The sequence below is a fragment of the Kitasatospora sp. NPDC032757 genome, from assembly GCF_055579305.1.
Map to the genome: position 1 here is coordinate 39,001 of NZ_JBVINN010000047.1, position 26,665 is coordinate 65,665.

General features: G+C 74.0%; 21 protein-coding genes and 1 pseudogene. 16 read left to right on the top strand and 6 right to left on the bottom strand.

The annotated features are described in order from the left end of the window. Window positions 1-155: 155 nt before the first annotated feature. From gcl to ACZ5WK_RS34495, 6 genes are all read left to right on the top strand, one after another. Window positions 156-1,943 (top strand): glyoxylate carboligase, encoded by a 1,788-nt coding sequence (gene gcl, locus ACZ5WK_RS34470; protein WP_465553534.1) that lies wholly within the window; start codon window positions 156-158, stop codon window positions 1,941-1,943. Window positions 1,944-1,963: 20 nt separating this feature from the next. Then, a complete protein-coding gene (locus ACZ5WK_RS34475; protein ID WP_465553536.1) occupies window positions 1,964-2,365 on the top strand; it encodes a pyridoxamine 5'-phosphate oxidase family protein in 402 nt (133 codons plus the stop codon). An 83-nt stretch (window positions 2,366-2,448) separates the two neighbouring features. Beyond that, complete coding sequence (locus tag ACZ5WK_RS34480; protein WP_465553538.1) at window positions 2,449-2,937, top strand: glutathione peroxidase; 489 nt, start codon at window positions 2,449-2,451, stop codon at window positions 2,935-2,937. Window positions 2,938-3,218: 281 nt separating this feature from the next. Then, window positions 3,219-3,365 carry a hypothetical protein gene (locus ACZ5WK_RS34485; protein WP_465553540.1) on the top strand — a complete coding sequence of 49 codons (147 nt, stop codon included), beginning with the start codon at window positions 3,219-3,221 and terminating at the stop codon, window positions 3,363-3,365. 138 nt (window positions 3,366-3,503) lie between these two features. Next, window positions 3,504-4,709 carry a hypothetical protein gene (locus ACZ5WK_RS34490; protein WP_465553542.1) on the top strand — a complete coding sequence of 402 codons (1,206 nt, stop codon included), beginning with the start codon at window positions 3,504-3,506 and terminating at the stop codon, window positions 4,707-4,709. 894 nt (window positions 4,710-5,603) lie between these two features. After that, complete coding sequence (locus ACZ5WK_RS34495) at window positions 5,604-7,676, top strand: helicase C-terminal domain-containing protein (protein ID WP_465553544.1); 2,073 nt, start codon at window positions 5,604-5,606, stop codon at window positions 7,674-7,676. A gap of 153 nt (window positions 7,677-7,829) precedes the next feature. On the opposite strand, the gene ACZ5WK_RS34500 is transcribed toward ACZ5WK_RS34495, so the two are convergent. Beyond that, complete coding sequence (locus ACZ5WK_RS34500) at window positions 7,830-8,327, bottom strand: SRPBCC family protein (RefSeq protein ID WP_465553546.1); 498 nt, start codon at window positions 8,325-8,327, stop codon at window positions 7,830-7,832. Between the two features lie 127 nt (window positions 8,328-8,454). Between ACZ5WK_RS34500 and ACZ5WK_RS34505 the strand changes: the two genes are divergently transcribed. After that, window positions 8,455-9,156 carry a TetR/AcrR family transcriptional regulator gene (locus ACZ5WK_RS34505; RefSeq protein WP_465553548.1) on the top strand — a complete coding sequence of 234 codons (702 nt, stop codon included), beginning with the start codon at window positions 8,455-8,457 and terminating at the stop codon, window positions 9,154-9,156. A 169-nt stretch (window positions 9,157-9,325) separates the two neighbouring features. Here ACZ5WK_RS34505 and ACZ5WK_RS34510 read toward each other — a convergent pair whose 3' ends face one another. The 3 genes from ACZ5WK_RS34510 to ACZ5WK_RS34520 all read right to left on the bottom strand — a co-directional run bounded on the left by ACZ5WK_RS34510 (window position 9,326) and on the right by ACZ5WK_RS34520 (window position 13,615). Next, window positions 9,326-10,381 (bottom strand): hypothetical protein, encoded by a 1,056-nt coding sequence (locus ACZ5WK_RS34510; protein ID WP_465553550.1) that lies wholly within the window; start codon window positions 10,379-10,381, stop codon window positions 9,326-9,328. A gap of 61 nt (window positions 10,382-10,442) precedes the next feature. After that, the gene (locus ACZ5WK_RS34515; protein WP_465553552.1) at window positions 10,443-12,344 is read right to left on the bottom strand and encodes a protein kinase domain-containing protein; all 1,902 of its coding nucleotides are present in this window, start codon (window positions 12,342-12,344) and stop codon (window positions 10,443-10,445) included. Between the two features lie 344 nt (window positions 12,345-12,688). Next, window positions 12,689-13,615 (bottom strand): LysR family transcriptional regulator, encoded by a 927-nt coding sequence (locus ACZ5WK_RS34520; protein WP_465553554.1) that lies wholly within the window; start codon window positions 13,613-13,615, stop codon window positions 12,689-12,691. A gap of 83 nt (window positions 13,616-13,698) precedes the next feature. On the opposite strand from ACZ5WK_RS34520, the gene ACZ5WK_RS34525 reads away from it, so the two are divergent. The 4 genes from ACZ5WK_RS34525 to ACZ5WK_RS34540 all read left to right on the top strand — a co-directional run bounded on the left by ACZ5WK_RS34525 (window position 13,699) and on the right by ACZ5WK_RS34540 (window position 17,745). Next, window positions 13,699-14,403 (top strand): succinate dehydrogenase cytochrome b subunit, encoded by a 705-nt coding sequence (locus tag ACZ5WK_RS34525; RefSeq protein ID WP_331741096.1) that lies wholly within the window; start codon window positions 13,699-13,701, stop codon window positions 14,401-14,403. Next, complete coding sequence (locus ACZ5WK_RS34530) at window positions 14,400-16,355, top strand: fumarate reductase/succinate dehydrogenase flavoprotein subunit (protein ID WP_465553557.1); 1,956 nt, start codon at window positions 14,400-14,402, stop codon at window positions 16,353-16,355. The genes ACZ5WK_RS34525 and ACZ5WK_RS34530 overlap by 4 nt, the downstream gene beginning before the upstream one ends. Continuing rightward, window positions 16,352-17,089 (top strand): succinate dehydrogenase/fumarate reductase iron-sulfur subunit, encoded by a 738-nt coding sequence (locus ACZ5WK_RS34535; protein ID WP_465553559.1) that lies wholly within the window; start codon window positions 16,352-16,354, stop codon window positions 17,087-17,089. Before ACZ5WK_RS34530 ends, ACZ5WK_RS34535 begins: the two co-directional genes overlap by 4 nt. Before the next feature lie 356 nt (window positions 17,090-17,445). Then, a complete protein-coding gene (locus ACZ5WK_RS34540) occupies window positions 17,446-17,745 on the top strand; it encodes a hypothetical protein (RefSeq protein WP_465553561.1) in 300 nt (99 codons plus the stop codon). Window positions 17,746-17,770: 25 nt separating this feature from the next. Here the strand turns inward: ACZ5WK_RS34540 and ACZ5WK_RS34545 are convergent, their stop codons facing one another. Then, window positions 17,771-18,697 (bottom strand): DUF2797 domain-containing protein, encoded by a 927-nt coding sequence (locus ACZ5WK_RS34545; RefSeq protein ID WP_465553563.1) that lies wholly within the window; start codon window positions 18,695-18,697, stop codon window positions 17,771-17,773. A gap of 274 nt (window positions 18,698-18,971) precedes the next feature. Further along, window positions 18,972-21,467, bottom strand: coding sequence for a penicillin acylase family protein (locus tag ACZ5WK_RS34550; RefSeq protein WP_465553565.1), 2,496 nt, complete (start codon window positions 21,465-21,467; stop codon window positions 18,972-18,974). Between the two features lie 180 nt (window positions 21,468-21,647). Here ACZ5WK_RS34550 and ACZ5WK_RS34555 point away from each other — a divergent pair, with 180 nt between their 5' ends. From ACZ5WK_RS34555 to ACZ5WK_RS34575, 5 genes and pseudogenes are all read left to right on the top strand, one after another. Beyond that, window positions 21,648-21,935, top strand: a complete 288-nt coding sequence (locus tag ACZ5WK_RS34555; RefSeq protein ID WP_465553567.1) for a hypothetical protein — start codon at window positions 21,648-21,650, stop codon at window positions 21,933-21,935. 134 nt (window positions 21,936-22,069) lie between these two features. Beyond that, entirely contained in the window at window positions 22,070-22,822 is a 753-nt protein-coding gene (locus tag ACZ5WK_RS34560; RefSeq protein WP_465553569.1) for a maleylpyruvate isomerase N-terminal domain-containing protein, read from the top strand. A gap of 96 nt (window positions 22,823-22,918) precedes the next feature. Then, window positions 22,919-23,938, top strand: coding sequence for a zinc-dependent alcohol dehydrogenase family protein (locus tag ACZ5WK_RS34565; RefSeq protein ID WP_465553570.1), 1,020 nt, complete (start codon window positions 22,919-22,921; stop codon window positions 23,936-23,938). 207 nt (window positions 23,939-24,145) lie between these two features. Next, window positions 24,146-26,308 carry a restriction endonuclease gene (locus tag ACZ5WK_RS34570; RefSeq protein ID WP_465553572.1) on the top strand — a complete coding sequence of 721 codons (2,163 nt, stop codon included), beginning with the start codon at window positions 24,146-24,148 and terminating at the stop codon, window positions 26,306-26,308. A gap of 202 nt (window positions 26,309-26,510) precedes the next feature. Next, window positions 26,511-26,665: pseudogene (locus tag ACZ5WK_RS34575) on the top strand (ABC transporter ATP-binding protein); the annotation flags it as partial.

The window sequence follows — 26,665 nt, forward strand, 5'->3', positions numbered from 1 at the left end:
CGAGCGGCCGGCTTACACATTCTGTTGAAAGTCCCCTTGACGCCCCGACAGGCACCGCCTTACTTTGTTTCCGCATACAGAAACCGTTCTTCCGTATGGTGGAATTCTGGAGATGAGCCCTCCGACCCACTGCGGGCCGACGCAGGAGAAACCCGATGCCTCGTATGACAGCCGCCCGCGCGGCAGTGGAGATCCTCAAGCTCGAAGGCGTTGAGGTCGCGTTCGGCGTGCCGGGCGCAGCGATCAACCCGTTCTACAAGGCCCTCAAGGAAGGCGGCGGCATCCGGCACACGCTGGCCCGGCACGTCGAGGGCGCCTCCCACATGGCGGAGGGCTACACCCGCGCCAAGGCCGGCAACATCGGTGTCTGCATCGGCACCTCCGGCCCGGCCGGCACCGACATGATCACCGGCCTCTACTCGGCGATCGCCGACTCGATCCCGATCCTGTGCATCACCGGCCAGGCCCCGGTCTCCAAGCTGCACAAGGAGGACTTCCAGGCCGTCGACATCGCCTCGATCGCGAAGCCGGTCACCAAGAAGGCCACCACCGTGCTGGAGGCCGCGCAGGTCCCGGGCGTCTTCCAGGAGGCCTTCCACCTGATGCGCTCGGGCCGTCCGGGCCCGGTCCTCATCGACCTGCCGATCGACGTCCAGCTGACCGAGATCGAGTTCGACCCGGAGACCTACCAGCCGCTGCCGGTCTACAAGCCGCAGGCCACGCGGGCGCAGGCCACGAAGGCGCTGCAGTTCCTGCTGGAGTCCGAGCGCCCGCTGATCGTCGCCGGCGGCGGCATCATCAACGCCGACGCCTCCGACCTGCTGGTCGAGTTTGCCGAGCTGACCGGCGTGCCGGTCATCTCCACCCTGATGGGCTGGGGCACCATCCCCGACGACCACGAGCTCAGCGCCGGCATGGTCGGCGTCCAGACCTCGCACCGCTACGGGAACGCGACCTTCCTGGAGTCGGACTTCGTCCTCGGCATCGGCAACCGCTGGGCCAACCGCCACACCGGTTACAACCTGGAGGCGTACACCAAGGGCCGCAAGTTCGTCCACGTCGACATCGAGCCCACCCAGATCGGCAAGATCTTCCCCCCGGACTACGGCATCGCCTCCGACGCCAAGGCCGCGCTGGAGCTCTTCATCGACATCGCCAAGGAGCTCAAGGCCGAGGGCAGGCTGCCGGACTTCAGCGCCTGGGCCGGGTCCGCCCAGGAGCGCAAGGCCACCCTGCAGCGCCGCACGCACTTCGACGACATCCCGATGAAGCCGCAGCGCGTCTACGAGGAGATGAACAGGGCGTTCGGCCCGGAGACCCGCTACGTCACCACCATCGGCCTCTCCCAGATCGCCGGCGCGCAGATGCTGCACGTCTACAAGCCGCGCAACTGGATCAACTGCGGCCAGGCCGGCCCGCTCGGCTGGACCATCCCGGCCGCGATCGGTGCCGCCGTCGCCGACCCCGAGACCCCGATCGTCGCGCTCTCGGGCGACTACGACTTCCAGTTCATGATCGAGGAGCTGGCGGTCGCCGCCCAGCACAAGGTCCCCTACGTCCACGTCCTCGTGAACAACGCGTACCTGGGCCTGATCCGCCAGGCGCAGATCGGCCTGGACATCAACTTCCAGGTCAACCTCGAGTTCGAGAACATCAACACCCCGGAGCTCGGCGTCTACGGCGTCGACCACGTCAAGGTCGCCGAGGGCCTGGGCGTCAAGGCCATCCGCGTCACCGACCCGAACGAGCTGGGCGCCGCCTTCGAGGAGGCCAAGAAGCTCGCCGCCGAGCACAGCGTCCCGGTCGTGGTCGAGGCCATCCTGGAGCGCATCACCAACATCTCGATGAGCAAGACCGTCGACATGAGCAACGTGACCGAGTTCGAGGAGCTCGCCACCCTGCCGGAGCACGCTCCGACGGCGATCAAGCCGCTGGCGCTGTAGCCCGCGCTGTAGTCCGCGCAGTGATCCGGTACGCGGCCGGCCGGGGTCGAGGGGACCTCGGCCGGCCCGGCGGCGTGCTCACCGTCCTCACCGGCCGCGACTCCGCCAAGGCCCGCCGGATCCGGTCCGCCGGCCGGTTCGCGCTCTGCGCCCAGCAGGAGGAACCGCCCTGCCGGTACGTGAGCGTCGAGGGCCCGGTGATCGCGGTCGAGGACGCGGTCGACCCCGCCGAGCGGGCCGCGATGGCCCACCGCTACATGCCGCCCGCCACCGCCCGCGCCTACCTCGCCGCCACCACCGGGCAGCTGACCGCCGACATCGCCATCCGGATGCGGCCCGAACGCTGGCAGAGCGCCGACTTCGCCGCCGTCGCCGCCCGCTTCGACGCGCAGATCCCCCCGGCCCGCGCGGAACACCCGTAGCCCTGTCGTGGTTGGGGGAGGCGGGGCGGCTACCGTTCCGTGACGAGTCCTGTCCCGACACCGACCATCCGAAGGGGACTTCCGTGAGCCTGTACGACATCCCGCTGCGCACCCTGTCCGGCGAGGCCGCCTCGCTGGGCGACTACAAGGGCAAGGCGCTGCTGATCGTCAACGTCGCCTCCAAGTGCGGCCTGACGCCCCAGTACGCCGGTCTGGAGCGGCTCCAGGAGCGCTACGCCGCGCGCGGCTTCACCGTGCTGGGCTTCCCGTCCAACCAGTTCGCCGGGCAGGAGCCGGGCAGCGCCGAGGAGATCCAGACCTTCTGCTCCACCACCTACGGCGTCTCCTTCCCGCTCTTCGACAAGGCGGACGTCAACGGCGACGACCGCCACCCGCTGTACGCGGTGCTGACGCAGACCGCCGACGCCGAGGGCAAGGCCGGGGACGTCGCCTGGAACTTCGAGAAGTTCCTCGTCTCCCCCGACGGCACGGTGACGGCCCGCATCCGCCCGCGCACCGAGCCGGAGTCGGACGAGGTCATCGCCGCGATCGAGGCCGTCCTGCCGGCCTGACCGCACGCCGCACGAAGAGCCCGGGGCACCTGCCCCGGGCTCTTCGGCGTCCGCGCTCAACCCTGGCAGGGGTGCATTGGTGCTTGATCGGCCCTTGTTCAGGCTGCTTGTTGGCAACTGCGAGTGAAGTGCCGACAGGCTCTTCGCCGCTCATGGACCAGTCGTGGACCACGGGGCGTGCTCGTGTCATGCGCGGTTCGCTATGGCGCACGTGAAGGCGAAGGGTGCCCGCGTGGTCCATGCGGCCGCCCTCGGCGGCTTCTGCCAGGGTCCACTCGCCGGTGACTACGGAGGCGCACTTCGGCCACGCCGACCAGGACCAGTCGATGTCGCCCGAGCAACAGGAGCACTGGGAGCGGACGCTCACCGGGGCCGGCGTCACCCGCCGCTGCGAGGTCTACCCGGTGGCGAGCCACGGCTACACGTAGTCCGACACCTCCGGATTCGACCCCGCGGTGGCGGCGGCTTCGGGCCCCGCTCCGGCTCTTCTCGGGGTGTTGCGCACCGCCCGACGCGCCCCTAGCGTGTGCGACCGTTGGTCCATTTCGCGGAGGAGGCTCGTCCTGATGAACCGTCATGTCAGAACCGCGGCACGCGCGATTCTCGCGGCCGGCCTGCTCGTCGCCGGTACGCTCGTCGGCGCATCACCGGCGGCGGCCGCTGCGGCGCCGACGGCGCTGCCCGCGTCCGAATACACCCTCACCGCGGACTACCACCGGTTCGACACGCTCAACTCGGCCCTGGTCACGGCGCTGGGGACCTCTGCCGTGCACACGGTGATGGAGCATGCGAACCACGACCGGCAGGCACTCCCCGCGTCCTTCTCCGTCGGCGGCCTGTCCACCGGCTTCCGGTTCGACGACGGCGACAACTCCGACTGCCAGAGCTTCCCGCAGGGCATCACAACGAGCCGGGACGCCGTGGGGACCGCGGACAGCGGCAACTACGACGGCCATCAGCTCGTGCTGGTGAGCTGGTACACCAAGGACGGATGCGGCGGTGCCCAGCAGCGCAGTCGGATCACCCTGGTCGACTGGGACGCCACCTATCCCAACACCTACCGCAAGATCCTCCTGGTGGAGCCGACCGGCACCGCGGCGGCACCGGACTTCAAGGACATCCCGATCCACGCGGGCGGCGTCTCGTGGTACGGCAACTACCTCTACGTCGCCGACACCGGGCATGGCATGCGCGTCTTCGACATGCGCAAGATCCTCAACACCGACTCCGGCGGCAGCGCCGACCAGATCGGCCGCCAGTCCGAGACCGTCTACTACGCCCACAACTACGCCTACGTGCTGCCCCAAATCGGCACGGTCACGTCGCAGACGACCTCCGACGACAACCTGGTGTGGTCGTCGATCTCCCTCGACCGGGTCAGCAAGTCGATCGTCATGACGGAGTACACCTGCCAGTCGGGCTGCACCGACTACCCCAACCGCCCGCCGAGGGCAGTCCGCTTCCCGTTCGCATCCGGGGCGACGACGTTCGCCGCGACGACGACCGCCGGTCAGGCCCTCCGACTGCCCTGGTACAACCTCAACGGCGTGGCCTCCCACAATGGCCGGTGGTGGTTCAACTCCTCGGGGCAGAAGAAGCTCTACTACTGGACCCCGACCGCAGGCCCCTCCACCTTCGCCTGGGTGGGCGGCGGCGAGAGCCTCTCCTACTGGGAGGACACCACCAGCCCCGACCTGCTGTGGTCGCTGCAGGAGACCACGGGCGGACGCAACGTCTTCGCCGTCACCCAGGCCACCTACGGCGGCGGCTGAGCACAGGACCTGTGTCCGGGGTACGCGACCACCGCGGCCCGCCGGTCAACCCGCCCGCCCGCGCTCCCGCGCTCCCGCCCAGGATCCCGGCAAGCCGCGTGATCCCGGTTCCGGTCTCGTCCACTGCCGTTCGTCGGTATCCTCAGCACGGCAAGCGGTTCACTCCGCTGCAGGCCAGGACATGTGCGGACTGCGGTGGACTCTCCTGGGGAGAACTGGAGAGCGTGCTGGGGCAACACCCCTCACGCATTCGAACCTCGTATCCTCCGCCTCCGCTCGCCGGGGCAAACGGAGACCCCGGCCTCCCAGCGGTCGGGGCCTTCGTCGTGCCCGGTCCGTTCCCGGCGCTGCGCTCCGGGCGGGCAGGCAGTCGGTTTCGCTCTCACCGCACGCAACATCGTTCAGACGTCGTCCACGGACCGACCTCGACCGCTTCCCTCGGTCGTGTGACGCGCGCGATCCGCCGGATACGCCATGCTTGAGCTCCCGGAGGACTCCGGCACATGACGATGTTCCTGCTACACGGTGAGGTGTTCCCCATCGGCACGGCGAGCGAATCGACCCTGGCCGCCTGGCTGCACGGTGTCGGCGGACCGCGGTTGGAGCGGGTCCTGGCGGTGCGCCCGGACGCCGCGGCGGCTCCCGAGCCGCGGTCGGTCGGCGAGCTGGCGGACCGGCTTCAGCGCCCGGCGTCGGTGACCCTGGCACTGCCCGGGCTCACGCTGCCGGACCTGCAAGTGGCGGAGGCCGTGGCCGCTCTGACGCCCACGCCCCTGGCGGTCCTGGCGGGCATCCTGGACGCGACGGACGGGGAACGCGCGCGGCCTGGACGCGGTACTGGAGGCGCTGGCCGATCGCGCCCTGGTGTGGCCGGGCGGCGACGGCCTGCTGCACATGGCGGGACCGCTGCGGCGCGCCTGGGACTCGCCCCTGGAGTTGGACGCGCCGCTGGAACGGCTGCTCGCGGACGCCGGCTCCGACGAACTGGGCTGCATGGTGACGACGCTGGGCCTCAAGCCGGCCGGTGGTCGCAAGCAGCAGCGGCTGGCCGCGCTGGTCGGCCATCACAGCGATCCCGCCCGGGTCGCCTCGCTGGTGGCCAAGGCCCCCGCGGCCACCCGGAAACTCCTTGAGCAGCGGGCGGTTCAGGCTCCCGGGCGTCCGGACTTCACCTTGTTCGGGACTGCTCGGGACGGCGGCGAGCCGGGTGAACGATGGGCGCTGGAGCGGGGGCTGCTGGTCCGGGACCGTCGCTGGTACGGGCCGGCCCGGATGCCCGCGGAGGTGGCGCTGGCGCTGCGCGGCCTCGGCTGGCGCGCGCCGTTCACAGCCGTCCCACCCGTCCTGCGGTCGGCACCCGTCACGGCCTCCGAGATCGACCGGGAGGCCTCGGCCGCCGCGATGGCGTTCGCCGTCCACGCCTCAGCCGTCCTGGCCGTGTGCGCCGCGTCTCCGCCGGCCCGGCTCAAGGGGGGCGGGATCGGCGCACGTGAGCTGTCCCGGATCGGCAGGGCGGCGAAGTGCGACCAGATCGTCGTACGCCTCGCGCTGGAGACGGCGAACGCGGCCGGGCTGCTGGCCCGCGACGGCGACCGGGTCGCGGCGACGGAGGACTACGACACCTGGGCCGGGGAGGAACCGGCCGACCGGCTCGCCGTGCTTCTCCGGGCGTGGTGGACACTGCCGCTGACCCCCGGCGGGAGCCGCGACGAGGACGGGAAGGCGCTGCCGGCGCTCGCCGGGACACCGCCGTGCGGCGGCTGTGTACAGGCCCGGCACGGGCTGCTCGCGGCCACGACGCAGCTTCCGGTGGGCGAGGGCGCGACGAATCCGGCGGAGCTGGGGGAGCTGATCGCGTGGCACCGTCCGCTCGCCGACGAACTCCCCCAGGACGTCGCACCGTTCGCCACCCTGATCCGCGAATCGGAACTGCTCGGCGTACTCGCTCTCGGGGCCCTGTCCCCGGTCGGGGACGCCCTGCTCGCCGATGACGCCGAAGCTGTGGCGTCCGTCTGTCGGCTGCTGCTGCCCGCCGCCACCGGGACCGCCCGCTTCGGCAGCGACCTCACGGCCGTCGTCGCCGGCACTCCGTCGGCGTCCCTCTGCACGCTGCTGGACTCCGTCGCCGACCGGGAGAGCGCCGGTGCGGCGTCCGTGTGGCGGTTCAGCCCGGGAAGCGTCCGCCGCGCCCTCGACGCGGGCCACACCCCCGACGCCATGGCGGCCGACCTCGCCGCCGTCGCCGTCGAGCCGCTTCCCCAACCGCTCTCGTACCTGCTGCACGACACCGCGCGCAGCCACGGCCGCGTGCGCATCGTCTCCGCAGCCTGCGTGATCCACGGCGAGGAGCCCGCCCTGCTGGCCGAACTGGCCGCCCACCGCCGGCTCGCCCCGCTCGGCCTGCGGCAACTGGCACCGACCGTGCTGGTCAGCCGGACTCCACCGGACGAGACACTCGCGGCGCTGCGGTCCGCGGGCTACGCCCCCGTCGCCGAGACACCCGACGGGTCCGTCCGTATCGAGCGGGCCCCGCGTCATCGCGTGGCAGGCCCGGTCCCGCCCCCGCGCCTTCCCGGCGGCAAGTCCCGCCGGCCGCAGACGGCCCCCCGTGCGGCGCGCACCCTGACGGCCGCCGGCCGCAGCGCCCTCGCCGCCCGACTGCGCGCCGCCCCGCAGGACATCCCGGAGCCGGACCCGTACGACGAGCGCCCCTACGACAGCGACACCGAGGAGGTCATCGCCGGATACGCGCGCAACCTGTCCTTCGCCGACGTCCGCCAGCTCGCCCATGCCGTCAACGAGGGTCAGCCGGTCACGATCGAGTACGTCGCCACCTCGGGCAGCGAGACCGTCCGCACCCTCAGCCGGCTCGCTCTCGATGCGCCCTACCTCAATGCCTGGTGTCACCTGAGGGACGACGAACGGATGTTCACCATCTCCCGCATCCACGGGGTGATGCCCGCATAGCCCGGAGCGCGAACGAGCTCACCGCGCGGAAGCGGCGGTGCTCGGGGGTGCGCGGGGGTACCGAGCCAAGCCGTCGGACCGGGTCCGCGGGAAGCGCCGCGCGGCCTGCCTCGTCACCTTCGAGAGCGCAGGGGCCGAGGCCGCCGGCGGCGGTCATCGGGACCGCTCGGCCTCGGCCTTCACCGCGTTCAGGAACTGCCGGTGCTGGGCGCGCAGGCGGCCCTCGCCGAAGAACAGCGGGACGAGCGGGGCGGCCATCGACTCCTCCATGCGGAAGAGGGTCGCACCGTTCCCGGTGGTGCTCAGAACGAGGCGGTCGATCGCCTTGACGCCCATCGCCACGCCCGTGAACGTCAGTTCCCGGCCGGGATCGACGACGGCGAAGCGCCCGGTGATCCGGGTCCGCCCGATCGCCCAGGTGAACCGGGCGTCGACGGCCACCCCTTCGTCCAGACTCAGCAGCCGGTAGCCCGGGCGCACCCGGCCCCACCCCGGGAGGTCGACCAGCACCCCCCACACCCGGTCCACCGACGCCTCGATCCGGATCTCCGAGGCAGCGGTGACCGGTGCGGCCTCGTCGATCCGGCGCTCTTTGGCGTACTCCCGGTGCAGCGTCTCGAGCGACGGGCCGGTGTAAAGCAGCTTGGTCATGACGGATCCCTCCCGATTCGAGAGCGTCGCTCTCTTCTGAGAGCAATGCTCTCTCTTTGGCCAGAGCGAGTCAAGAGCACCGCTCTCGTTCCAGTGCGCCGCTCTCCTCCTCTGCTAGCGTGCCTCCATGACAGCCAGCCGCAGCGCCCGCGCAGACGTCCGAGCCGAACTGACCCGGCAGATCACCGACATCGCCCGGCAGCAACTCGCCACTTCGGGAGCGAGTGGTCTCTCGCTGCGGGCGGTGGCCCGGGAGATGGGCATGGTCTCGTCCGCGATCTACCGCTACTTCGCCTCCCGCGACGAACTGCTCACCGCGCTGATCATCGACGCGTACAACGCGCTCGGCGACGCCCTGGAGCTCGCGGTCACCACCAGGCCCGCCGGGGACCCCACGGGCCGCTGGCTGGCGCTCTGTCGCGCCCTGCGGGCCTGGGCGCTCGCCCACCCGCACGAATACGCCCTGCTGTACGGCTCCCCCGTCCCCGGCTACCGGGCTCCGGAGGACACCATCGCGCCCGCGATGCGCGGCACTCTGGCCTTCGGCCGGATCGTCTCCGACGCCCACCGTGCGGCGGCCCTCGCCGTCCCCGAACACCTCCCCGTTCCCCCGCCGGCCCTCGGCCCGGACGCCGAGCGGGTCCGCACGGTGATGCCGGAGGTGCCGGACGCCGTGGTCTACCGCGCCCTCACCGCCTGGACCGGGCTGTTCGGCTGGCTCGGCTTCGAGCTCTCCGGCCAGTTCGCCGGCACGATCCTCGACCCGGAGGCCGCGTTCGAGCACAACGCCCGCACCCTGGCCGCCCTGATCGGCCTCACCCCCGCCTGACCGACCTACGGCGACGGCCGGTGGGCCCGGACCCACCGCTCGACGGCCCGGACGATGATCCGCGGCACCCTCGCCCCGGCACCGTCAGGAGCCGCCTGGCGGCCGTTCAGAACAGGCTCGGCGTCCGCAATCTCGTCGAGGCCGCCGCCCCGGGCACAGGAGAGCTCTCTCACGGACAGCGGTAGGCGAACGAGGCGGCCGCGGTCCGGGTCTCCGGCGAGAGGATCTCCAGTGTCGCGGTGGCCTGGAGCGAGCCCTGGCCCTCGAAGCTCCAACGCAGCACCAGGTCGGTGCGGTGCGCGCCGGCGCGGACGTCCTGGGAGAGCTCGCCCGAGGTGGTGCCGTCACTGCGCAGCCAGCGGTACCGGATGGTGCCGGCCCCGCCGTTGGTCTCCACCCCGGCCGTGACCACCGCCGTACCGCCGCAGCCGGGGCCCGCGGAGTCGGTGGTCACGCCGACACCGGTGACCGCCAGGGCGGGCATGGTGAGGCGCCAGAGGAGGAAGGCCAGGACGGCCAGCAGCACCGCCGCCGGCACCAGCCACCGCCACACCCGACGCGGGCGGCGCGGCTTCTGCGGCTCCGGCCCGGCGGCGCCGTGCCAGACCGCGGCGGCCTGCGGCGGGACGCCGGGGCCGAACCGCCGCAGCTCGCCCGGGGCGAGCGGCCGTTCGTCCGGCGAGCCGTCAGCGGGCGCCGGCCTGGGTGACGACGTGGTACCGGACCCCGCCGGACCGGTTGCCTCCGTGGTCCGGGTCAGGGGCGGGGCGGGCACCGTACTGCCGTAGGCCGGGGTCTGTACGCGCGTGGTGGTCTCCCCCGCCTCCGGGGCATCGCCCCAGACCCGGGGGTCGAGGAAGGTCGCGCTCGCGGCGTCGTCGCCGTCGAGCCGGGCGGTGGCCCCGGAGTCGGGCCCGCCGCCGGCCGGTACGCCGGCGCCCCCGTCCGGCTTGACGGTCCGCTCGTCCGCCGCCGACGCGGACCCGAGCCGGACCGTCTGCGCGACGTCCTCGGGCCCCTCGGGCCCCTCGGGCGCCGAAGCGAGCCGCATGGTCTCCTCGGCGCCCTTCGGCGCGGACCCGAGCCGCACGGTCTCCTCGGCACCCGAGGCCGCCGAGGTGAGCCGCACGGTCCCCTCGGCGTCCTCCGGGCCCGCGCCGAGCCGTACGGTCTGGTCGTCGGCCGCGCCCGTGACCGGGGCGGAGTCGGGGCGGGGCGTGGGCATGGCTTCTCCAACGAGCGGGGCGGGGCGGGTGGTTCGGGGATCGGCGGTGACGGCGCCGGGCTCAGCGCGGCGGGTCGCAGAGGTAGGCGGCCATCGTGGCCGACGTCTTGCCCGGCTTGGCCGCCGCCGGCGTGGTGCCGACGCTCACGCCCCAGGTCGGGAAGGTGTCGGCCGAGCCGAAGTCGTGCGGCCGGGTGACGGTGGCGCGGCCGTCGCGGACCACCACCGTGTCCGTCCCGACGGTGACCGGCCGTCCGCCCGAGGTGTGGTACCAGTTCAGCGTCAGCGTGCCGGCGCCCGTGCCCTGGGCGACCACCGTCACCGTCGCGGTCAGGCTCCACCGACCGCTGCAGGTCAGCGAGTCCAGGTTCACCGAGCTGACCGTGATGGTCGCCGGGGCGATGGTCAGGGTCGGCGTGACCGGGGCGATGGTCAGGGTCGGCAGCGCGGTGGTGGCGGTGGGACCGGCGGGCGGGGCCGAGGGCGCCACCGTCGCGGGGCCGCCGCCGGGCGGGGCCGGCGGCAGGCCGGTGGTGGGGCCGCCACCGGCGGGCGGCTTGCCGGGGGCCGTGGGCGTCCTGCCGGTCGGCGCGGCCGTGGCCGAGCTGCTCGCCGCCGGAGAGCCGCTCGGGCTGCCGGAGGGCGTCGACGGCGAGGCCGTCGGGGTGGACGGCCCGGCGCTCGGGGTGTCCGTGGCACCGCCCGGCGCGGGCGACGCGTCACCGGTCGGGTCGGGCGCGCCGAGCGTGGTGGTGGCCTCCGGGACGGCGCCGCCGACGACCGTACGGGCACCGCCGTCGGCGGCGCCCGCCATCGCCATCCCGGCCAGCGTGGCCAGGGTCAGGGTGCCGGCGACGACGCCGACGAGCGCCTTGCCCCGGCTGCCCGGGCGAGCGCCGCGACGGACGAGCGTCTCCCGGACGACGGCGGCCGGCGCGGTGTCGGCCCCGGCGGCGGCCTGCGGCCCGGTCGACGCGTCGGCGCCGCCCAGCGCGGTGTGGGCCAGCGAGGTGCCGCCCGCCGCCCCGCCGGAACCGGGCAGCAGCAGGGCGAGCAGTGCGACCAGTGCCGTCAGGTCGAGGCGGCCCTTCTCCTCCCACTCCCGGCCGTACCCGGCCGCCGCGACGGCCTCCAGCTCCTCGACCAGGGCGGCCGCGCTCCCGGGCCGGGCCTGCGGGTCCTTGGCGAGGCCTGCCAGGATCAGCGGCCGGACGGGGTCGGGCGCCAGCTCGGCCGGGATCGGCGCCTCGGTGTGCTGGACGGCGAGCTCGGCGATCGTGCTGCCCCCGTACGGGCGGGCACCGGTGAGGCACTCGAAGAACGTGACGGTGGCGGCGTAGACGTCGCCGGCCGGCGAAGCGGGCCGGCCCGCCCACTGCTCGGGCGGCATGTAGGCGGGGGTGCCGGAGACGTCGCGGTCGTCGCCGGCCGGTACCGCGATGCCGAAGTCGACCAGCTTGGAGATGCCGGAGGTGTCCACCAGCACGTTGGCGGGCTTGTAGTCGCGGTGGACCACCCCGGCCTCGTGGGCGGCGGCCAGGCCCAGCAGGGAGCCCTTCAGCACCACCAGAGCGGCCTCCGGGGTGGTGGCGCCCTCCGCACGGAGCAGGTCGCGCAGCGCGATGCCGTCCACCAGCTCCATCACGATGGCCGAGCCCCGCTCGCCCTCCACGTACTCGTAGAGCCGGGTGACGTGCGGGGAGTCGATGGTCGCCAGGACCTGCGCCTCCGCGCGGAGGGCGGGCGTGCCGACGGAGCCGTGCAGGTACTTGATGGCGACGGGGGTCCCGGTCTCCCGGTGGCGGGCGAGCACGACCCGGCCGCTCGCACCGGCGCCGAGCTCCCGGTCGTGGAGGTAGTCGGGGAGCTCCCAGGGGCGCTCGTCCTCGATCACCGGTTCGCCGCCCGCGGGGGCGGCGCCGCCCCCGGCCGGTCTGCCGTCCTGCTGCTTCCCGTCGTCCATCGCCGTACTCTCCCCGTGCCCGACTGCCTGCCTGCTCCGCTCTGCGGCGACGCACCCTACGGCACCGCAACCACTGCCTGGGACGCGGCCCGTGAACAGCGGGTTCCGGGGCGCCGGCTCCGTGAGGTCACGATTCGGGTGATTCGCACACCGTGCCAACCATTCACCCGCGCGGCCCGGTCCGGCGGCCCTGCCGATGCCTCGGCCGGCGGGGCACGGGGGCACCGCGGGCACGGCTCACAGGACCGGGAACGGGCTCACCACAGCGGGCAGGCGAACCAAGGGCAGCCCCACCACAGGGCCAGGCACACGAGAGCAGCGGCGGGCGAAGCACAGCGGCGCGCTCACGACAGCAGCAGCCGGGTGCCCGGCGGCAGCTCGCCCGACCGGGCCGCGTCGCGCAGGTGGGCGAGCAGGCTCTCGCGCAGCGCGGACGCCGCCCGGGTCAGCGGCACCTCGTGCCCGTGCGCCACCGCGATGGTCCGCCCCAGCCCGGGCCCGGCGAACGGGGTGACGGCCAGCCCCGAACGGGCGGCCACCATGCCCGGCAGCACGGCCGGCCCGAGCCCGGCCCGGACGAAGCCGAGCACCGCGTCCATCTCGCCGCCCTCCACCGCGAACTCCGGCTCGAACCCGGCTGCCCGGCAGGCCGCCAGGGTGGCCTCGCGCAGGTCGTAGCCCTCGCGGAACATCACCAGCGGCCGCCCGCGCAGCTCCGTCACCCGGACGGTGCGCCGCCGGCCCTGCGCGGACCGGGCGACCAGCACCAGCTCCTCGTGCAGCAGCTCGGTGACGTCCAGCGCCGGGGCCGCCTCGCCGCTCGCCGGGGTGATGATCAGCGCGAGGTCCAGCTCCCCCTCCGCCAGCGTCCGGACCAGGTCGCGCGAGCCGCCCTCCCGGACCACCAGCGCCACCCCCGGGTAGCGGTCCCGGAATACCCGCAGCACGTCCGGCACCAGGCTGGTGCAGAGGCTCGGCGGCGCCCCCAGCCGCACCCGGCCGCGGCGCAGCTGCACCGTCTCCTGGACGGCCAGCCGGGCGCTCTCGGTGTCGGCCAGGATGCGCCGGGCCAGCGGCAGCAGTGCCTCACCGGCGTCGGTGAGGGCGATGTTGCCACGGGTGCGGTGGAACAGTTCCGCGCCCAACTCCCGCTCCAGCGCACGGATCTGCTGGGAGAGCGAAGGCTGGGCGACGTGCGCCGCGTCGGCCGCCCGGGTGAAGTGGCGGGTCTCGGCAACGGCGAGGAAGTAGCGGAGCTGCTGAAGCTGCACAGCTCTCAGAATAGGTCAAGCCTATCGTCACAAGCCGCATCATGTCTTGGACGGACCATCCCCCGCTCCCTACCGTTGCAGCCATGACAACCGCGACTCGGACGGCCCGGCATCCGTCCACCCTGGTGACCCTGTGGCGGTCGACCGTCGGCAAGAAGGCGGTCATGGCCGTCAGCGGACTGGTCATGCTGCTGTACCTGGTCGCGCACATGCTGGGCAACCTCAAGATCTTCTTCGGCCCGGACGAGCTCAACGGCTACGCGCACTGGCTGCGCACCCTCGGGGAGCCGTTCCTGCGCTACGAGTGGTTCCTCTGGATCGCCCGGGCGGGCCTGCTCGCCGCCGTCCTGCTGCACGGCGTGGCCGCGTACCAGCTCAGCCGGCGCGACCTCGCCGCCCGGCCCAGCAAGTACGTGCACCAGCGGAGGCGGGCCTCCTACGCCACCCGGACGATGCGCTGGGGCGGGGTGATCCTGGCGCTCTTCATCGTCTGGCACATCCTCGACCTGACCACGCTCACCGTGAACCCGGCCGCGGAGCACGGCCACCCGTACCAGAACATCGTGGCCTCCTTCTCCCACTGGTACAGCGGCGTGATCTACATCGTCGCGATGCTCGCCGTCGGCCTGCACATCCGGCACGGGTTCTGGAGCGCCGCGCAGACCCTCGGCGCCAACAACGCCCGCCGGGACAAGGCGTTGAAGCTGACCGCCAACGGCCTGGCGCTGGTGCTGACCGTGGGCTTCCTGTCCGTCCCCGTGGCCGTGATGACCGGAGTGGTGAGTTGAGCACGCAGGCGTCGTACAGCGACTACCGGGTCGGCGAGCCCGTCGCCGACACCAAGGCCCCCGCCGGGCCGATCGAACAGCGGTGGGACCAGCGGCGGTTCGACGCCAAGCTGGTCAACCCGGCCAACCGGCGCAAGCACACCGTCATCGTGGTCGGCACCGGCCTGGCCGGGGGCGCCGCCGGTGCGACGCTCGCCGAACAGGGCTACCACGTCGTGCAGTTCTGCTTCCAGGACTCCCCCCGGCGGGCCCACTCGATCGCCGCGCAGGGCGGCATCAACGCGGCCAAGAACTACCGCAACGACGGCGACTCGATCCGCCGGCTCTTCTACGACACCGTCAAGGGCGGCGACTTCCGCGCCCGCGAGTCCAACGTGCACCGCCTGGCCCAGGTCTCGGTGGAGATCATCGACCAGTGCGTGGCCCAGGGCGTCCCCTTCGCCCGCGAGTACGGCGGCCTGCTCGACACCCGCTCCTTCGGCGGCGTCCAGGTCTCCCGCACCTTCTACGCCCGCGGCCAGACCGGCCAGCAGCTGCTGCTCGGCGCCTACCAGGCGCTGGAGCGCCAGATCGCCGCCGGGAACGTGGAGATGCACCCGCGCACCGAGATGCTCGACCTGCTGGTGGTCGACGGCCGGGCCCGCGGCATCGTCGCCCGTGACCTGGTGACCGGCGAGATCTCCACCTACACCGCCGACGCGGTGGTGCTCGCCACCGGCGGGTACGGCAACGTCTTCTACCTCTCCACCAACGCCAAGAACTCCAACGCCACCGCCATCTGGCGGGCCCACCGGCGCGGCGCCCACTTCGCCAACCCGTGCTTCACCCAGATCCACCCGACCTGCATCCCGCGTTCCGGGGACCACCAGTCCAAGCTCACCCTGATGAGCGAGTCGCTGCGCAACGACGGCCGGATCTGGGTGCCGAAGGCCAAGGGCGACACCCGGCCGCCGGGCGAGATCCCCGAGGCCGAGCGGGACTACTACCTGGAGCGGATCTACCCCTCCTTCGGCAACCTGGTGCCGCGCGACATCGCCTCCCGGGCCGCCAAGAACGTCTGCGACGAGGGCCGCGGCGTCGGCCCCGGCGGCCAGGGCGTCTACCTGGACTTCGCCGACGCCATCCGCCGGCTCGGCCGGGACGCCGTCGAGGCCAAGTACGGCAACCTGTTCGAGATGTACGAGCGGATCACCGCCGAGGACCCGTACCGGGTGCCGATGCGGATCTACCCGGCGATCCACTACACGATGGGCGGGCTCTGGGTCGACTACGACCTGCAGACCTCCGTGCCGGGCCTGTTCGCGATCGGCGAGGCCAACTTCTCCGACCACGGCGCCAACCGGCTCGGCGCCAGCGCCCTCATGCAGGGCCTCGCGGACGGCTACTTCGTCCTCCCGCCGACCCTCAACGACTACCTGGCCCGCCACCCGCTGCCCGCCGTCCCGGCCGACCACCACGCCGTCACCGAGGTGGAGGCCGAGGTGACGGACCGGCTGAACCTGATCCTCGCCGTCGACGGCGACCGGACTCCCGACTCCTTCCACCGCGAGCTGGGCGAACTCCTGTGGGACAAGTGCGGGATGGCCCGTGACGCGGCCGGCCTGCGGCAGGCCCTGGAGCGGATCCCGCAGCTGCGCGAGGAGTTCTGGCGCCGGATCAAGGTGCCGGGCACGGGCACCGAGCTCAACCAGTCGCTGGAGAAGGCCAACCGGCTGGTCGACTACTTCGAGCTGGCCGAGCTGATGTGCCTGGACGCCCTGCACCGCGCCGAGTCCTGCGGCGGCCACTTCCGCACCGAGAGCCAGACCGAGGACGGCGAGGCCGCCCGGCGCGACGAGGAGTTCGGCTACGCCGCCGCCTGGGAGTTCACCGGCACCGGCACCGCCCCCGTGCTGCACCGCGAACACCTCGACTTCGAACACGTCCACCCCACCCAGCGGAGCTACGCATGAACCTCACCCTGCGCATCTGGCGCCAGGCGGGCCCGGACGCGGCCGGCTCGATGACCACCTACCAGGTCAGCGGGATCAGCCCGGACATGTCCTTCCTGGAGATGCTGGACACCCTCAACGAGGAACTGATCACCCGCGGCGACACGCCGGTGGCCTTCGACCACGACTGCCGGGAGGGCATCTGCGGCGCCTGCGGCATGGTCATCAACGGCCAGGCGCACGGCCCGGAGCGGACCACCACCTGCCAGCTGCACATGCGGCATTTCAAGGACGGCGACACCATCGACATCGAGCCGTGGCGGGCCTCGGCCTTCCCGGTGGTCAAGGACCTGGTGGTGGACCGCTCCGCGTTCGACCGGATCATCGGCTCCGGCGGCTACATCACCGCCCCCACCGGCAGCGCCCCCGACGCGCACGCCACCCCGGTGCCCAAGGAGGCCGCCGACACGGCCTTCGAGCACGCCGAGTGCATCGGCTGCGGCGCCTGCGTGGCGGCCTGCCCGAACGGGTCGGCGATGCTCTTCACCTCCGCCAAGGTGGTCCACCTCAACGTGCTCCCGCAGGGCGCGCCGGAGCGCAAGTCCCGGGTGCGGAACATGGTCGCCGCGATGGACGCCGAGGGCTTCGGCGGCTGCACCAACACCGGTGAGTGCGCCACCGCCTGCCCCAAGGGCATCCCGCTGCCCAGCATCGCCGCGATGAACCTCGAGTTCCTCCGCAGCGCGGCGGGCTGACCGCGTGACCGTAGGGCCCCTCCCGCCCGGAGGGGCCCTACGCATGTGCCGGATCCGGCCCTCCCGCCGGGGCACATGGGGCGGGCGGGGCGTGCGGTCGGGCCGCGCGCTCCCCGGAGGAGTGGTGGTTCGCCGGGAGCGGTGCTCCGCCCACGGATTTCGCGCTACGGTGGTCCCCGCGCCGAGGGGGGTCATATGCCGGAGGTTCAGGCCTGTACCGGGTGTGGCGGGTCCGGGGGCACCCAGAAGACCGAGGCCACGGTCGAACTGGACGAGGAAGGGAGCATGGTGCCGAAGCTCAACACCTTCTGGTCGCCATGCGGTCGGTGCCACGGATCCGGGACGGTGATCGTCGGATGAGGATGCTCTTCGAGTGCGTCGAGTGCGGCAGCCACTACCTGCCGCCCGAGGAGATGGCGTACCCGGACGGGCCCGCCTCCCCCCTCTGGTGCACGCCCTGCCAGGCGGAGAAGCGGGCGGCGGGCGTCCGCGAGGACCCGCTGCTCGCGCGGGTGGCGCTGGCCGCCGCCCGGGCCGCGCTCGCCGGGCGGGCGGCCGCCGAGGCGCCCCCCGGTCGCGACGTCCGGCCGTCGCGACCGCCGTTCTCGCGCCGGGCCCGGTCCGGTCCGGGCGGGGTGCGCAGCAGGCTGGTGTGAGCCCGCGGGCACGAGGGCGGCGTGCTCAGAACAGCGCCTCCTGGGTGTCCGCCTCCTGCGGGCGGACCCGGGACCGTACGGTCAGGCCCGATGCCGGACGGCCGGGTGCCGGGGTGAGTGTCCAGCCGGTGAGCAGGCGGGTGTCGAGCAGCAGCGGTTCGGCGTCGCCGGGCTGGTCGAGCAGCAGGTAGCGGCCGATCGGCGGCCGCAGCGTCCCGGCGACGACCGCGCCGGGGGCCAGGGCGTCGATCTGCCCGTATGCGGCGGGGGCGCCGTCTGCCAGGCCGTAGAGGTCGACGTGGTCGGTGACGGGGTGGTCGGCCAGCAGCTCCACCGCGTGCCCGTCGAGCAGGTGGTGGGCCCGGGTGCGGGCGTCGGCGAGGATCTCACGCCGCTGCGCGGTGTCGCCGTGCCGCCACCAGTGCTCCGCCTTCGCCTTGCCGGTGAACCGCTCGCGGGCCAGGCCGGAGGCGGCGACGGTGAGTTCGGCCCGGCGGACGGCGGGCAGCGGGCCCCGGGCGGCGAACGTCCAGGCGAGGGCGCCCTGTTCGAGCAGCCGGTTGGTGCCGCGCTGCTCGGCGGTCAGGCCCACCTTGAGCAGGCCGTCGCCGAACCAGGCGAGGTAGAGCCGGTAGGTGCGGCCGTCGTCGAGGATCTGGTCGCGGGCGAGGGCCAGCCCGCGGTCCACGCTCTGGCAGGCGGGGCACTGGACGGCACCGCCACCCGGTTCGATGACGGCGTGGTGCGGGCAGGGCGTCCGCTCGGTGGCCCCGGCCAGCCAGGCGCCGGTGCACCGGCGCGGCCCGGCCAGCAGCCAGCCGACCGACGTGCCCGGGACGACGGAGCGCTCGTGCACCCGGCGGCCGTTGACCGCGCTCAGCAGCGGCCGCCCGTCCTGCCAGTGCAGGCCGGTGGAGATCCACCCGCCGCCCGTCTGCCGCGGTGCGTTCACGCCCGCCCCTCCCTCGTGCCCGCCGTTCCCGTCGCGCGCGCCCTGCCGTCCCACGCGGCCTCCGGCCGGCCGCGGTTCCCGTCCGGCGCACCTTGCGCCCGGACCAGCGAGGTTACCGGCCGCCTCGGACAGACGGGCCGGGTGGAGGTGGTGAAGGCGTGCGGGCGGGGGGGGGGGGGGGGGGGGGGGGGGGGGGGGAGGGGGGGGGGGGGGGGGGGGGGGGGGTGTCCTCCCCCCCCCCCCCCCCCCCCCCCCCCCCGCCGCGGGGAGGTGGTCAGCGGAACAGGGTCGTCACCCGCAACTGCGGCGACGCCTTGATCTCCGCCTCGGTGAACCGCTCCGTCACCCACTGCTTGCGGGAGAAGAGACGCGTCTGGTCGGTGTAGTGCGGCGACGACGGGTCGACGGACTCTCCGTAGCTGAGCAGCGTGCGGGTGCGCGGGCCCTGCGGCGTCAGCTCGGTGGCCATGATGAAGCTGGAGCCGTGCGGGACGCTCGCCAGGTCGGCCGGCCGGGTGCCGCCGCCGTTGCCCGAGTCCGGGCCGGCGGTGAGGACGTTGAAGCATCCGAGCCCGCCGGAGCAGCCCGGCAGCGGGATGCCCGCCCAGCGCTGGACCAGCCCGATCGGCGCGTCCAGCGGGGTGCCCCGGGAGGTCAGGCGCTGCACCGCGTCGGCCAGCGCACGCCGGGCGGCCGCGTTCTCGCCGTCGATTCCGCGCGGGGTGGTGAGCGGCTGCGCCGGGTCGTACGGCACGCGTTCCCAGGTGCGTGTGCCGCTGCGGGCCAGCTCCAGCCAGAACGCCTGCCAGAGCACGGTGCCCCTGCTGTCGGCGTCGGCCCGGGTGTTCCAGGCGGCGAGCACCTCGCAGGCCGCGCGGACGTCCACCGGGGCGCCGTCGGTCGCGGTCGGCGTGGGGTGGGCGCGGCACATCGCGACCGCGTCGTCCCGGTTCAGTTCGGCGGTCCGGACGCGGTCGCCGAACATCGTCGCCTGGAGCGAGGACAGGGTGAAGCCCGCGGTGCCGAGGCCGTCGCGGCCGGACCGGCGGTCGGCGATCATCTGCAGGCCCAGCTGCGCGCGCGGGCCGATCGCGGTGCCGTTGTTGTAGATCTCGGGCAGTCCGGCGAGCGGGGCGTCCGCGTTGGTCAGGTACGGGCCGTTGTTGGAGTTGGCGACGTAGTCGGTGCGGGTGAGGGTCGGGTGGTTGGCGGGCCCGTAGACGCCGGGCACCAGCGCGTCCGGGTCGCTGCCCCAGTCGCAGGCGGTGGTCGAGCCGTCCAGGACGCTGCCGAACTCCTCGGCCTCCCGGGCGCACTGCGCGTTCTGCGCGTCGGTGACGTGGGGGACGGCGGAGCTGTCGGTGAAGTACGCGGTGCCGCCGGCGTCGGTGGCGATGGTGTACGTCCAGGGCACGCCCTGGTAGGCGCGCTGGGCCTGCTTCAGCTGGTCGAGGTTCCGGGCCTTGCCGATCGCCAGCCACTCGTTCATCGAGCGCAGGTTGCCGGCGTTGGCGTCACGGACGGCGAAGGCGTGCTCGGTGGTCCACCCATCGGCCAGCACCGGCCCGTAGCGGGAGTCATAGAGCGTGCGGGTGACGGTGGACACGGTGCCGTCGGCCGCCCGGACGGCGACCGGGACGCTCCGGCTGGTCATCTGCTCGGCCCGGCCGTCGACCAGGTAGCGGGTCGGGTCGCCCGGGACGAGCGCGAGCCGGTAGACCGAGGCATGGTCGGCGTAGCTGGTGGTGTGCGTCCAGGCCAGGCCGCGGGTGTGGCCGATCTCGACCAGCGGGGTGCCGTAGATGCCCGCCCCCGCGACGTCCATGACGCCGGGGATGGTGAGCTGGACCTGGTAGAAGCGGTCGCTGCCGGCCCACTTGAGGTGCGGGTTGGCCAGCAGCATGGCGGTGCCGTCGCGGGTCGCGTCGCGGCCGAGGGCCCAGCCGCTGCTGCCGAGGTCGGCGGCCTCGCCGCCGCTCGCGGGTGCGGTGCGGGCGTTCTTCGCGGGGTTCGTGGCGCCGTTCGGGGCGGCGTCCTTCGCGGCGGTCGTGGCGCCGGTCGTGGCGGCGTCCTTCGCGGCGGGGGCCGTCCCGGCGGCGCCCGGCGGAGTCGCGGTGCCGATGGCACCCTTGTAGGCGACCTCGCCGCCGGCCGTGTTGACGTCCAGGATCAGCGACCAGAGGTCCAGGGCGCTGATCGGGCCGACCCAGTCCTTGCCCCGGCAGGTGGCGTCCGGCAGCTTCGCCACGCCGGTGTCGCTCAGGTAGCGGTTGTACCCGGCCGCATAGCCCTCGACCATCCGGCGCAGCTCGTCCGTCGGGCCGAGCGGGGCCGGCCGGTCCAGCAGCTTCTGCACGGTGCCGGCCTCGCGCAGACCCCGCTGATAGGTGTCGCTCGCCAGGTTGGGGACGGTCCGGTCGTCGGCGGTGGTCTCGTCGGGGCCGAAGTAGCGGGACCGCTCGCCGCGCAACGTCACCACATGGTCGGCGAGTTGGCAGAGGTTGTCCTGCGCGAAGGCGTACCCGTAGCCGTAGCCGAGGCCGCCGAAGTCGCGGGCCTGGATGTGCGGCACCCCGTACTCGGTCCGCCGGATCTTGGCGGTGTAGCCGCCTCCGCGCTCCTCGGCCTGGTCGCCCCCGGCCGCGTGGGCGGGCAGCGGCGCCAGCGCCACCGCCGAGACCGACGCGAGGCAGAACGCCACCGCACCAGACCTCAATCGCCCCAGGAGTGCACCGAACTGACGTTCGGTCACGTGCGTGTTCGCTGTCATGGTGATCAGGCTGCCGGTCGCCGCCGCCGGGGCACATCGCCCCTTCGGACGACTCCCCCCGTGGGCCGGTCGGCCTACCGGCGTACATCGCCGGTAGGGGGCGGCGCCGTGGAACCCCGAGATGTGATCGATCACTGGATGACCGCCAACCGGCCGCGGCCCGTCCTCGTTGCTCCGGGCATGAGCCATACGAACCAGCCCCGAGTCCTGCACGTCGTCGCCGGTCGGACCGAACAGAGGCCGCCGGCCGCGGAGTTGACCCAGTCGTGGAGCAGCAGCGTCGCCGAGCAGGCTGCGGACGCCCTCGACGCGCTGCGGACCGTCGAGGTTCCGGTGGGCGCTCTGCGGGCCGCGCTGCCGATCCTCGCCGACCTCGTCGTCCGGCCCGGGGAGAGTGAGGAGATGCGTGCGGCGGCGGGCGAGGTGTGCGGTCTCCTCGCCGGCCTGACCGACGCCCTGCCGGCGTAGGAGCCACGGAGGGAGCGTCCGTTGGCCGCCCCGCCGGGCCGGGCCGCCGGGCCGGGCCGCATGGCCGGGCCGCATGGCCGGGAGGCCGGGACAGGACAGGCCTGGCCCGGCGGCCCCGCTGGTACGGTCGCGCCATGATCGACGAAGCTCCCGAGCCGCACACCGGCCCTGCGCCCGATGCCACCGCCGGCCCGGTCTCCCCCGGCCTGGTCTCCCCCGGTCCGCCCACGCCGGGCCCGCACACGCCCGGTCCGGTGACCGCCGACGACCTCGCGCTCGTCCTGAATCTCGCCGCCGCCACCCTGCGCGGCGCGCCCGCGGACGCCGACTGGTCCCGGCCGGCCGGGGCCGTCGACTGGGACTGCTGGGCCACCGTCGAGCACCTGGCGGACGACCTGATCGCCTACGCGGCCCAGCTCGGCCCGCAGACCCCGCCGCTCGACCGCTACGTCCCGTTCCTGTCCGTCCGTCACTTCCCGGGCGGGCCCAACAGCTTCGTCTTCGCGCAGCGCGAGGCCGGCCCGGCGGGCCTCGTCCAGGTGCTGGAGGCGAGCGGCGCCCTGATGGTCGCGATGGCCCGCACCGCCGCGCCCGAGGTCCGCGCGTACCACCCGTGGGGCATCGCCGACCCGGCCGGGTTCACCGCGATGAGCCTGGTGGAGACGCTGGTCCACCTGCACGACGTGGCCGAGGGGCTCGGCCTGCCGTGGCAGCCCCCGGCCGACGTCTGCCACCGCACGCTCGCCCGGCTCTTCCCCGGCGTCCCGCTCGATGCGGCCGCCGGCCCCTGGCCGACCCTGCTCTGGGCCACCGGCCGCGCCGAGCTCCCCGGCCGCCCGCGCCGGACCGACTGGCGCTGGTACGCGGAGGTCCGGGACGACGCGTAGTCCATTCCCTCATTCCCTGACGGGAATTGTCGCGACGCCCGGCTCCGGCGAGGATCGGCCCGTAGCCAGGAACCGCCACCGGGAAGGACTCCCCCCATGCGCTCGTACCGTCTCGACAAGCCCGGCCAGACCGACGGCCTCACCCTCCGCCACGGCGAGCCGCCCGCCCCCGGACCCACCGAGGTGCTGGTGAAGGTGCACGCCGCCTCGCTCAACCGCCGGGACGCGCTGATCCTCTCCGGCCGCTACCCGCTGCCCGCGCGGCCCGGGGTGGTGGCGCTCAGCGACGGTGCGGGCGAGGTGGTGGCCGCCGGGGCCGCGGTCACCAGGCTCCGGGTGGGCGACCACGTCACCGGCAGCTACTTCCCCCGGTGGACCGACGGCCGGCTGCGCCCCGAGCTCGCCGACCAGCTCGGCTGCACCGTCGACGGCCTGCTCACCGAGTACGCCGTCCTCGACGAACAGGCGCTGGCGGTGCTGCCGGCGGAGCTGGGCTGGGCCGAGGCCGCCTCCCTGACCTGCGCCGGGGTGGCCGCCTGGCGCGCGCTGACCGGCGGCGGCCCGCTCCTCGCCGGCCAGACCGTGCTCACCCTGGGCAGCGGGGACGTCTCGCTGTTCGCCGTCCGGTTCGCCAGGATGCACGGCTGCCGGGTGATCGCCGTCAGCGGCAGCCAGGCCGGGGCCGAGCGGCTCGCCGAGCTCGGTGCGGACCACGTGATCGACCGCCGGCGGACGCCCGAGTGGTCCGGTGAGGTGCGCCGGCTGACCGGTGGCGGGGGCGCCGACGTCGTGGTCGAGACCCACGGCCCGGCCACCATCGAACAGTCCGTCCGCGCCGCCGCGCTGTACGGGCAGATCGTGCTGCTCTGGGTGGTCGGCGACCAGCCGGCCGCACTGCGGATCAGCGACGAGGCGTACGCGGGCTCGCTGGCGACGATCCGGCCCGAGTTCGTCGGCAGCCGAGCCGACCTCGAGGCGGTGATCCGGGCGGTCGGGACGCACGGGCTGGGGCCGGTGGTCGGGCGGGAGTTCGGCTTCGACGAGGTGCCGCAGGCGTACCGCCACTTCCTGGAGCGCGGCACGGTCGGCAAGACCGTGATCCGGGTGGCCGGCTGACGAAGGGCCCGCCCGGACGGCCGTTGCCCCGGGCCCCCGGCGCCTTCGCCCGGCCGGCCCGCCGCCGACGCGGCCCTCCCCACAGCCCCGCAGGTCGTGGGCGCTTGGCCGGTTCGCCCGTCCACGTTCTATTGTGGCGGGCGCGGCGGCGGCGCGGCCGGGAGGCGGCGCGCGGAGCCGCCCGGGTGTGGAGCAAAGGGGTGGACGGTGGCGGGGCGGCGGAACGACGGGGTGCTGGCGGTCTGGGCGGAGGCGCAGCGGCAGCAGCAGCGCCGGGAGGAGGCCCAGTGGCGCGCCCAGGCGGCCGAGCAGCGCCGCAGCGAGCGCGAGGCTCGCGAGGCGCAGCGGGCGGCGGCCCGGGGTGAGCGCGAGGCGCTGCGGGCGTACCAGCAGTCACGGGAGGCGGAGGCGGCTCGGCGGACGGCCGAACTGGACGCCCGGGTCGAGGAGTTGAAGGGCCTGCTGGCGGCCGGTCTGGGCCGGCCGGCGTTCAGCCCGCGGGCGTTGCTGGCGCCGCGGACGCTGCCGGCCTTCGAGCCGGGCCGGCTCGGGGAGCCGGTGCCGATGCCGGACCAGGCGCGCTACCAGGTGCCGCCGCCGGATCCGGTGCAGGCACGCAATCCGGCGGTCTGGCGGCAGTACGAGCAGTACGTGGCGCAGGCGCGGGCCCGGTTCGAGCAGGACTGGTACGCGGCGCAGGCCGACGAGGCGGAGCGGCAGCGCCGGCTGGCCGAGTACCACGGGCAGTATCTGGAGTGGGTGGCCCAGCACCGCCGCCAGGACGAGGAACGGGCCGCCCGTACGCAGGAGTTGCTGGAGCGGCTGCGCTCGGGGCAGCCGGAGGCGGTGCAGGAGTACTTCACCGCCGTGCTCTACGCCTCGGCGGGCTGGCCGGAGGGGTTCCCGCACCGGCTGGTCGCCGCCTGGGAGGCGTCGAGCCGTCAGCTGGTGGTGAACTGGGAGCTTCCGGGCGTCGACGTCGTGCCGGCGAGCGGCCGGGTGCGGTACGTGAAGACGGACGACCGGGAGGCCGAGGTGGCCCGCCCGGCCACCGAGCGCAAGGCGCTGTACCGGGAGGTGCTGGCGCAGAGCGCGCTGCGGGTGGTGGCCGAGCTGTTCCGGGCGGACGCCGACGGGCTGCTGGCGTCGGTGGTGCTGAACGGATTCGTCCGCGGCATCGACCCGGCGACCGGCCGGGAGGCGGAGCGGTTCCTGTCCACGGTGACGGTCGACCGGCCCGAGTTCGCCGGGCTGGCGCTGGACCGGGTGGCGGCCGTGGAGTGCTTCCAGGGGCTCGGCGGCAAGCTGTCGGCGCGGCCGGAGCGGCTGGACGAGGTGCGGCCGGACCGGCTGCCGGAGACGGTCGGCGGCAGTGTGGCCGGGCAGGGCGGCGAGGAGGAGCCGGACCTCTTCGAGATGGACCCGATCGAGTTCGAGGAGCTGATCGCCGAGCTGTTCCGGCTGCGCGGGTTCCGGGTGATGACGACGGCCCGCAGCGGGGACGCCGGGGTGGACGTGGTCGCGGAGGACCTCGACCCGGTGACCGGCGGACGGATCGTCATCCAGGCCAAGCGCTACCGCTCGACGGTCTCCCCCACGGCCGTCCGCGACCTCGACTCCACGGTGCGCCACCACGGCGCGATCAAGGGGATCCTGGTGACCACGGCCGGGTTCGGACCGGGCTCGTACGACTACATCCGCAACAAGCCGCTGACGCTGGTGAGCGGCCCGGAGCTGGTCGAGCTGCTGGCCGAGCAGGGCCTGCGCGGCCGCCTCGGCGGCGGCAACGGCGGCCGGCCCGCCCGGACGGACGGCAGGGCCCCCGGCAGCGACACCCCCGTGCCCGCCGGCGAGCGGCCGAGCAGCGTCCACCTGTCCTGGCGGAGCCGGACGGCCGGCGGGGACGCGGTGGAGCTGGACGTCTCCGCCTTCCTCTGCGCCGGCGGGAAGGTGCTGAGCGACGAGCACTTCGTCTTCTTCAACAACCCGCAGGACCCGGACGGCGCCGTCCGGCTGCACCCGACCCGCTCCGTCCCCGGCGAGCCGGTCCGCGCGGCCGAACTGACGCTGGATCCGGGCCGGCTGCCGGCGGTGGTGGACGCGGTGGTGATCGCGGTCTCCACCGAGGAGGAGGAGCCGCCCGCCCTGCCGCTCGGCTACGTCCACGGGCTGGCCCTCACGGCGGTGTACGGCCCGGGTGCGGCCGGCCCGGAGCGCTGGACGGCCGCCACCGGCGGGGTGCCGGACACCGCCCTGCTGGTGGGCGCCTTCCAACGCAAGGGCGGAAGCTGGCAGTTCGCGCCGGACGGAACGACGGTGGCGGGCGGGCTGGCCGGGCTCGCGGTGCGCTGGGGCGTCGCGGTCGAGTAGCCGCCCCACCGCCCGGCGGACGCGCCTCGGGGGCGGACGTCATACCTGGGGAGGAGAGGACTCCCCGTCGTCCCGCCGGGACGGCGGGGGGCCGCCGTCCCGGGGGCCGACACTTCCGACCTGCGCGGATTGGGAGGATTGAACGGAACACGATCATCCGTGCCCGTTCATTCCCATTCCCCGTCCCCGCAGGAGTTTCCCCGTGACGATGTCCGCAACCGCCGTCCGTACCGGCCGGGCGGCCGCCCGCGCCACCGGCCTGAACAAGGTCTACGGGGAGGGGGAGACCCGCGTCGTCGCCCTCGACAACGTCAGCGTCACGTTCCCCCAGGGCGAGTTCACCGCCATCATGGGCCC

What these genes read in the sequence shown, in the direction of transcription:
- gcl (WP_465553534.1), top strand. Translation starts at nt 156, where the DNA reads ATGCCTCGTATGACAGCCGCCCGCGCGGCAGTGGAGATCCTCAAGCTC.
- ACZ5WK_RS34490 (WP_465553542.1), top strand. Translation starts at nt 3,504, where the DNA reads ATGAACCGTCATGTCAGAACCGCGGCACGCGCGATTCTCGCGGCCGGC.
- ACZ5WK_RS34495 (WP_465553544.1), top strand. Translation starts at nt 5,604, where the DNA reads ATGGCGGGACCGCTGCGGCGCGCCTGGGACTCGCCCCTGGAGTTGGAC.
- ACZ5WK_RS34500 (WP_465553546.1), bottom strand. Translation starts at nt 8,327, where the DNA reads ATGACCAAGCTGCTTTACACCGGCCCGTCGCTCGAGACGCTGCACCGG.
- ACZ5WK_RS34505 (WP_465553548.1), top strand. Translation starts at nt 8,455, where the DNA reads ATGACAGCCAGCCGCAGCGCCCGCGCAGACGTCCGAGCCGAACTGACC.
- ACZ5WK_RS34510 (WP_465553550.1), bottom strand. Translation starts at nt 10,381, where the DNA reads ATGCCCACGCCCCGCCCCGACTCCGCCCCGGTCACGGGCGCGGCCGAC.
- ACZ5WK_RS34515 (WP_465553552.1), bottom strand. Translation starts at nt 12,344, where the DNA reads ATGGACGACGGGAAGCAGCAGGACGGCAGACCGGCCGGGGGCGGCGCC.
- ACZ5WK_RS34525 (WP_331741096.1), top strand. Translation starts at nt 13,699, where the DNA reads ATGACAACCGCGACTCGGACGGCCCGGCATCCGTCCACCCTGGTGACC.
- ACZ5WK_RS34535 (WP_465553559.1), top strand. Translation starts at nt 16,352, where the DNA reads ATGAACCTCACCCTGCGCATCTGGCGCCAGGCGGGCCCGGACGCGGCC.
- ACZ5WK_RS34540 (WP_465553561.1), top strand. Translation starts at nt 17,446, where the DNA reads ATGAGGATGCTCTTCGAGTGCGTCGAGTGCGGCAGCCACTACCTGCCG.
- ACZ5WK_RS34550 (WP_465553565.1), bottom strand. Translation starts at nt 21,467, where the DNA reads ATGACAGCGAACACGCACGTGACCGAACGTCAGTTCGGTGCACTCCTG.
- ACZ5WK_RS34555 (WP_465553567.1), top strand. Translation starts at nt 21,648, where the DNA reads ATGAGCCATACGAACCAGCCCCGAGTCCTGCACGTCGTCGCCGGTCGG.
- ACZ5WK_RS34560 (WP_465553569.1), top strand. Translation starts at nt 22,070, where the DNA reads ATGATCGACGAAGCTCCCGAGCCGCACACCGGCCCTGCGCCCGATGCC.
- ACZ5WK_RS34565 (WP_465553570.1), top strand. Translation starts at nt 22,919, where the DNA reads ATGCGCTCGTACCGTCTCGACAAGCCCGGCCAGACCGACGGCCTCACC.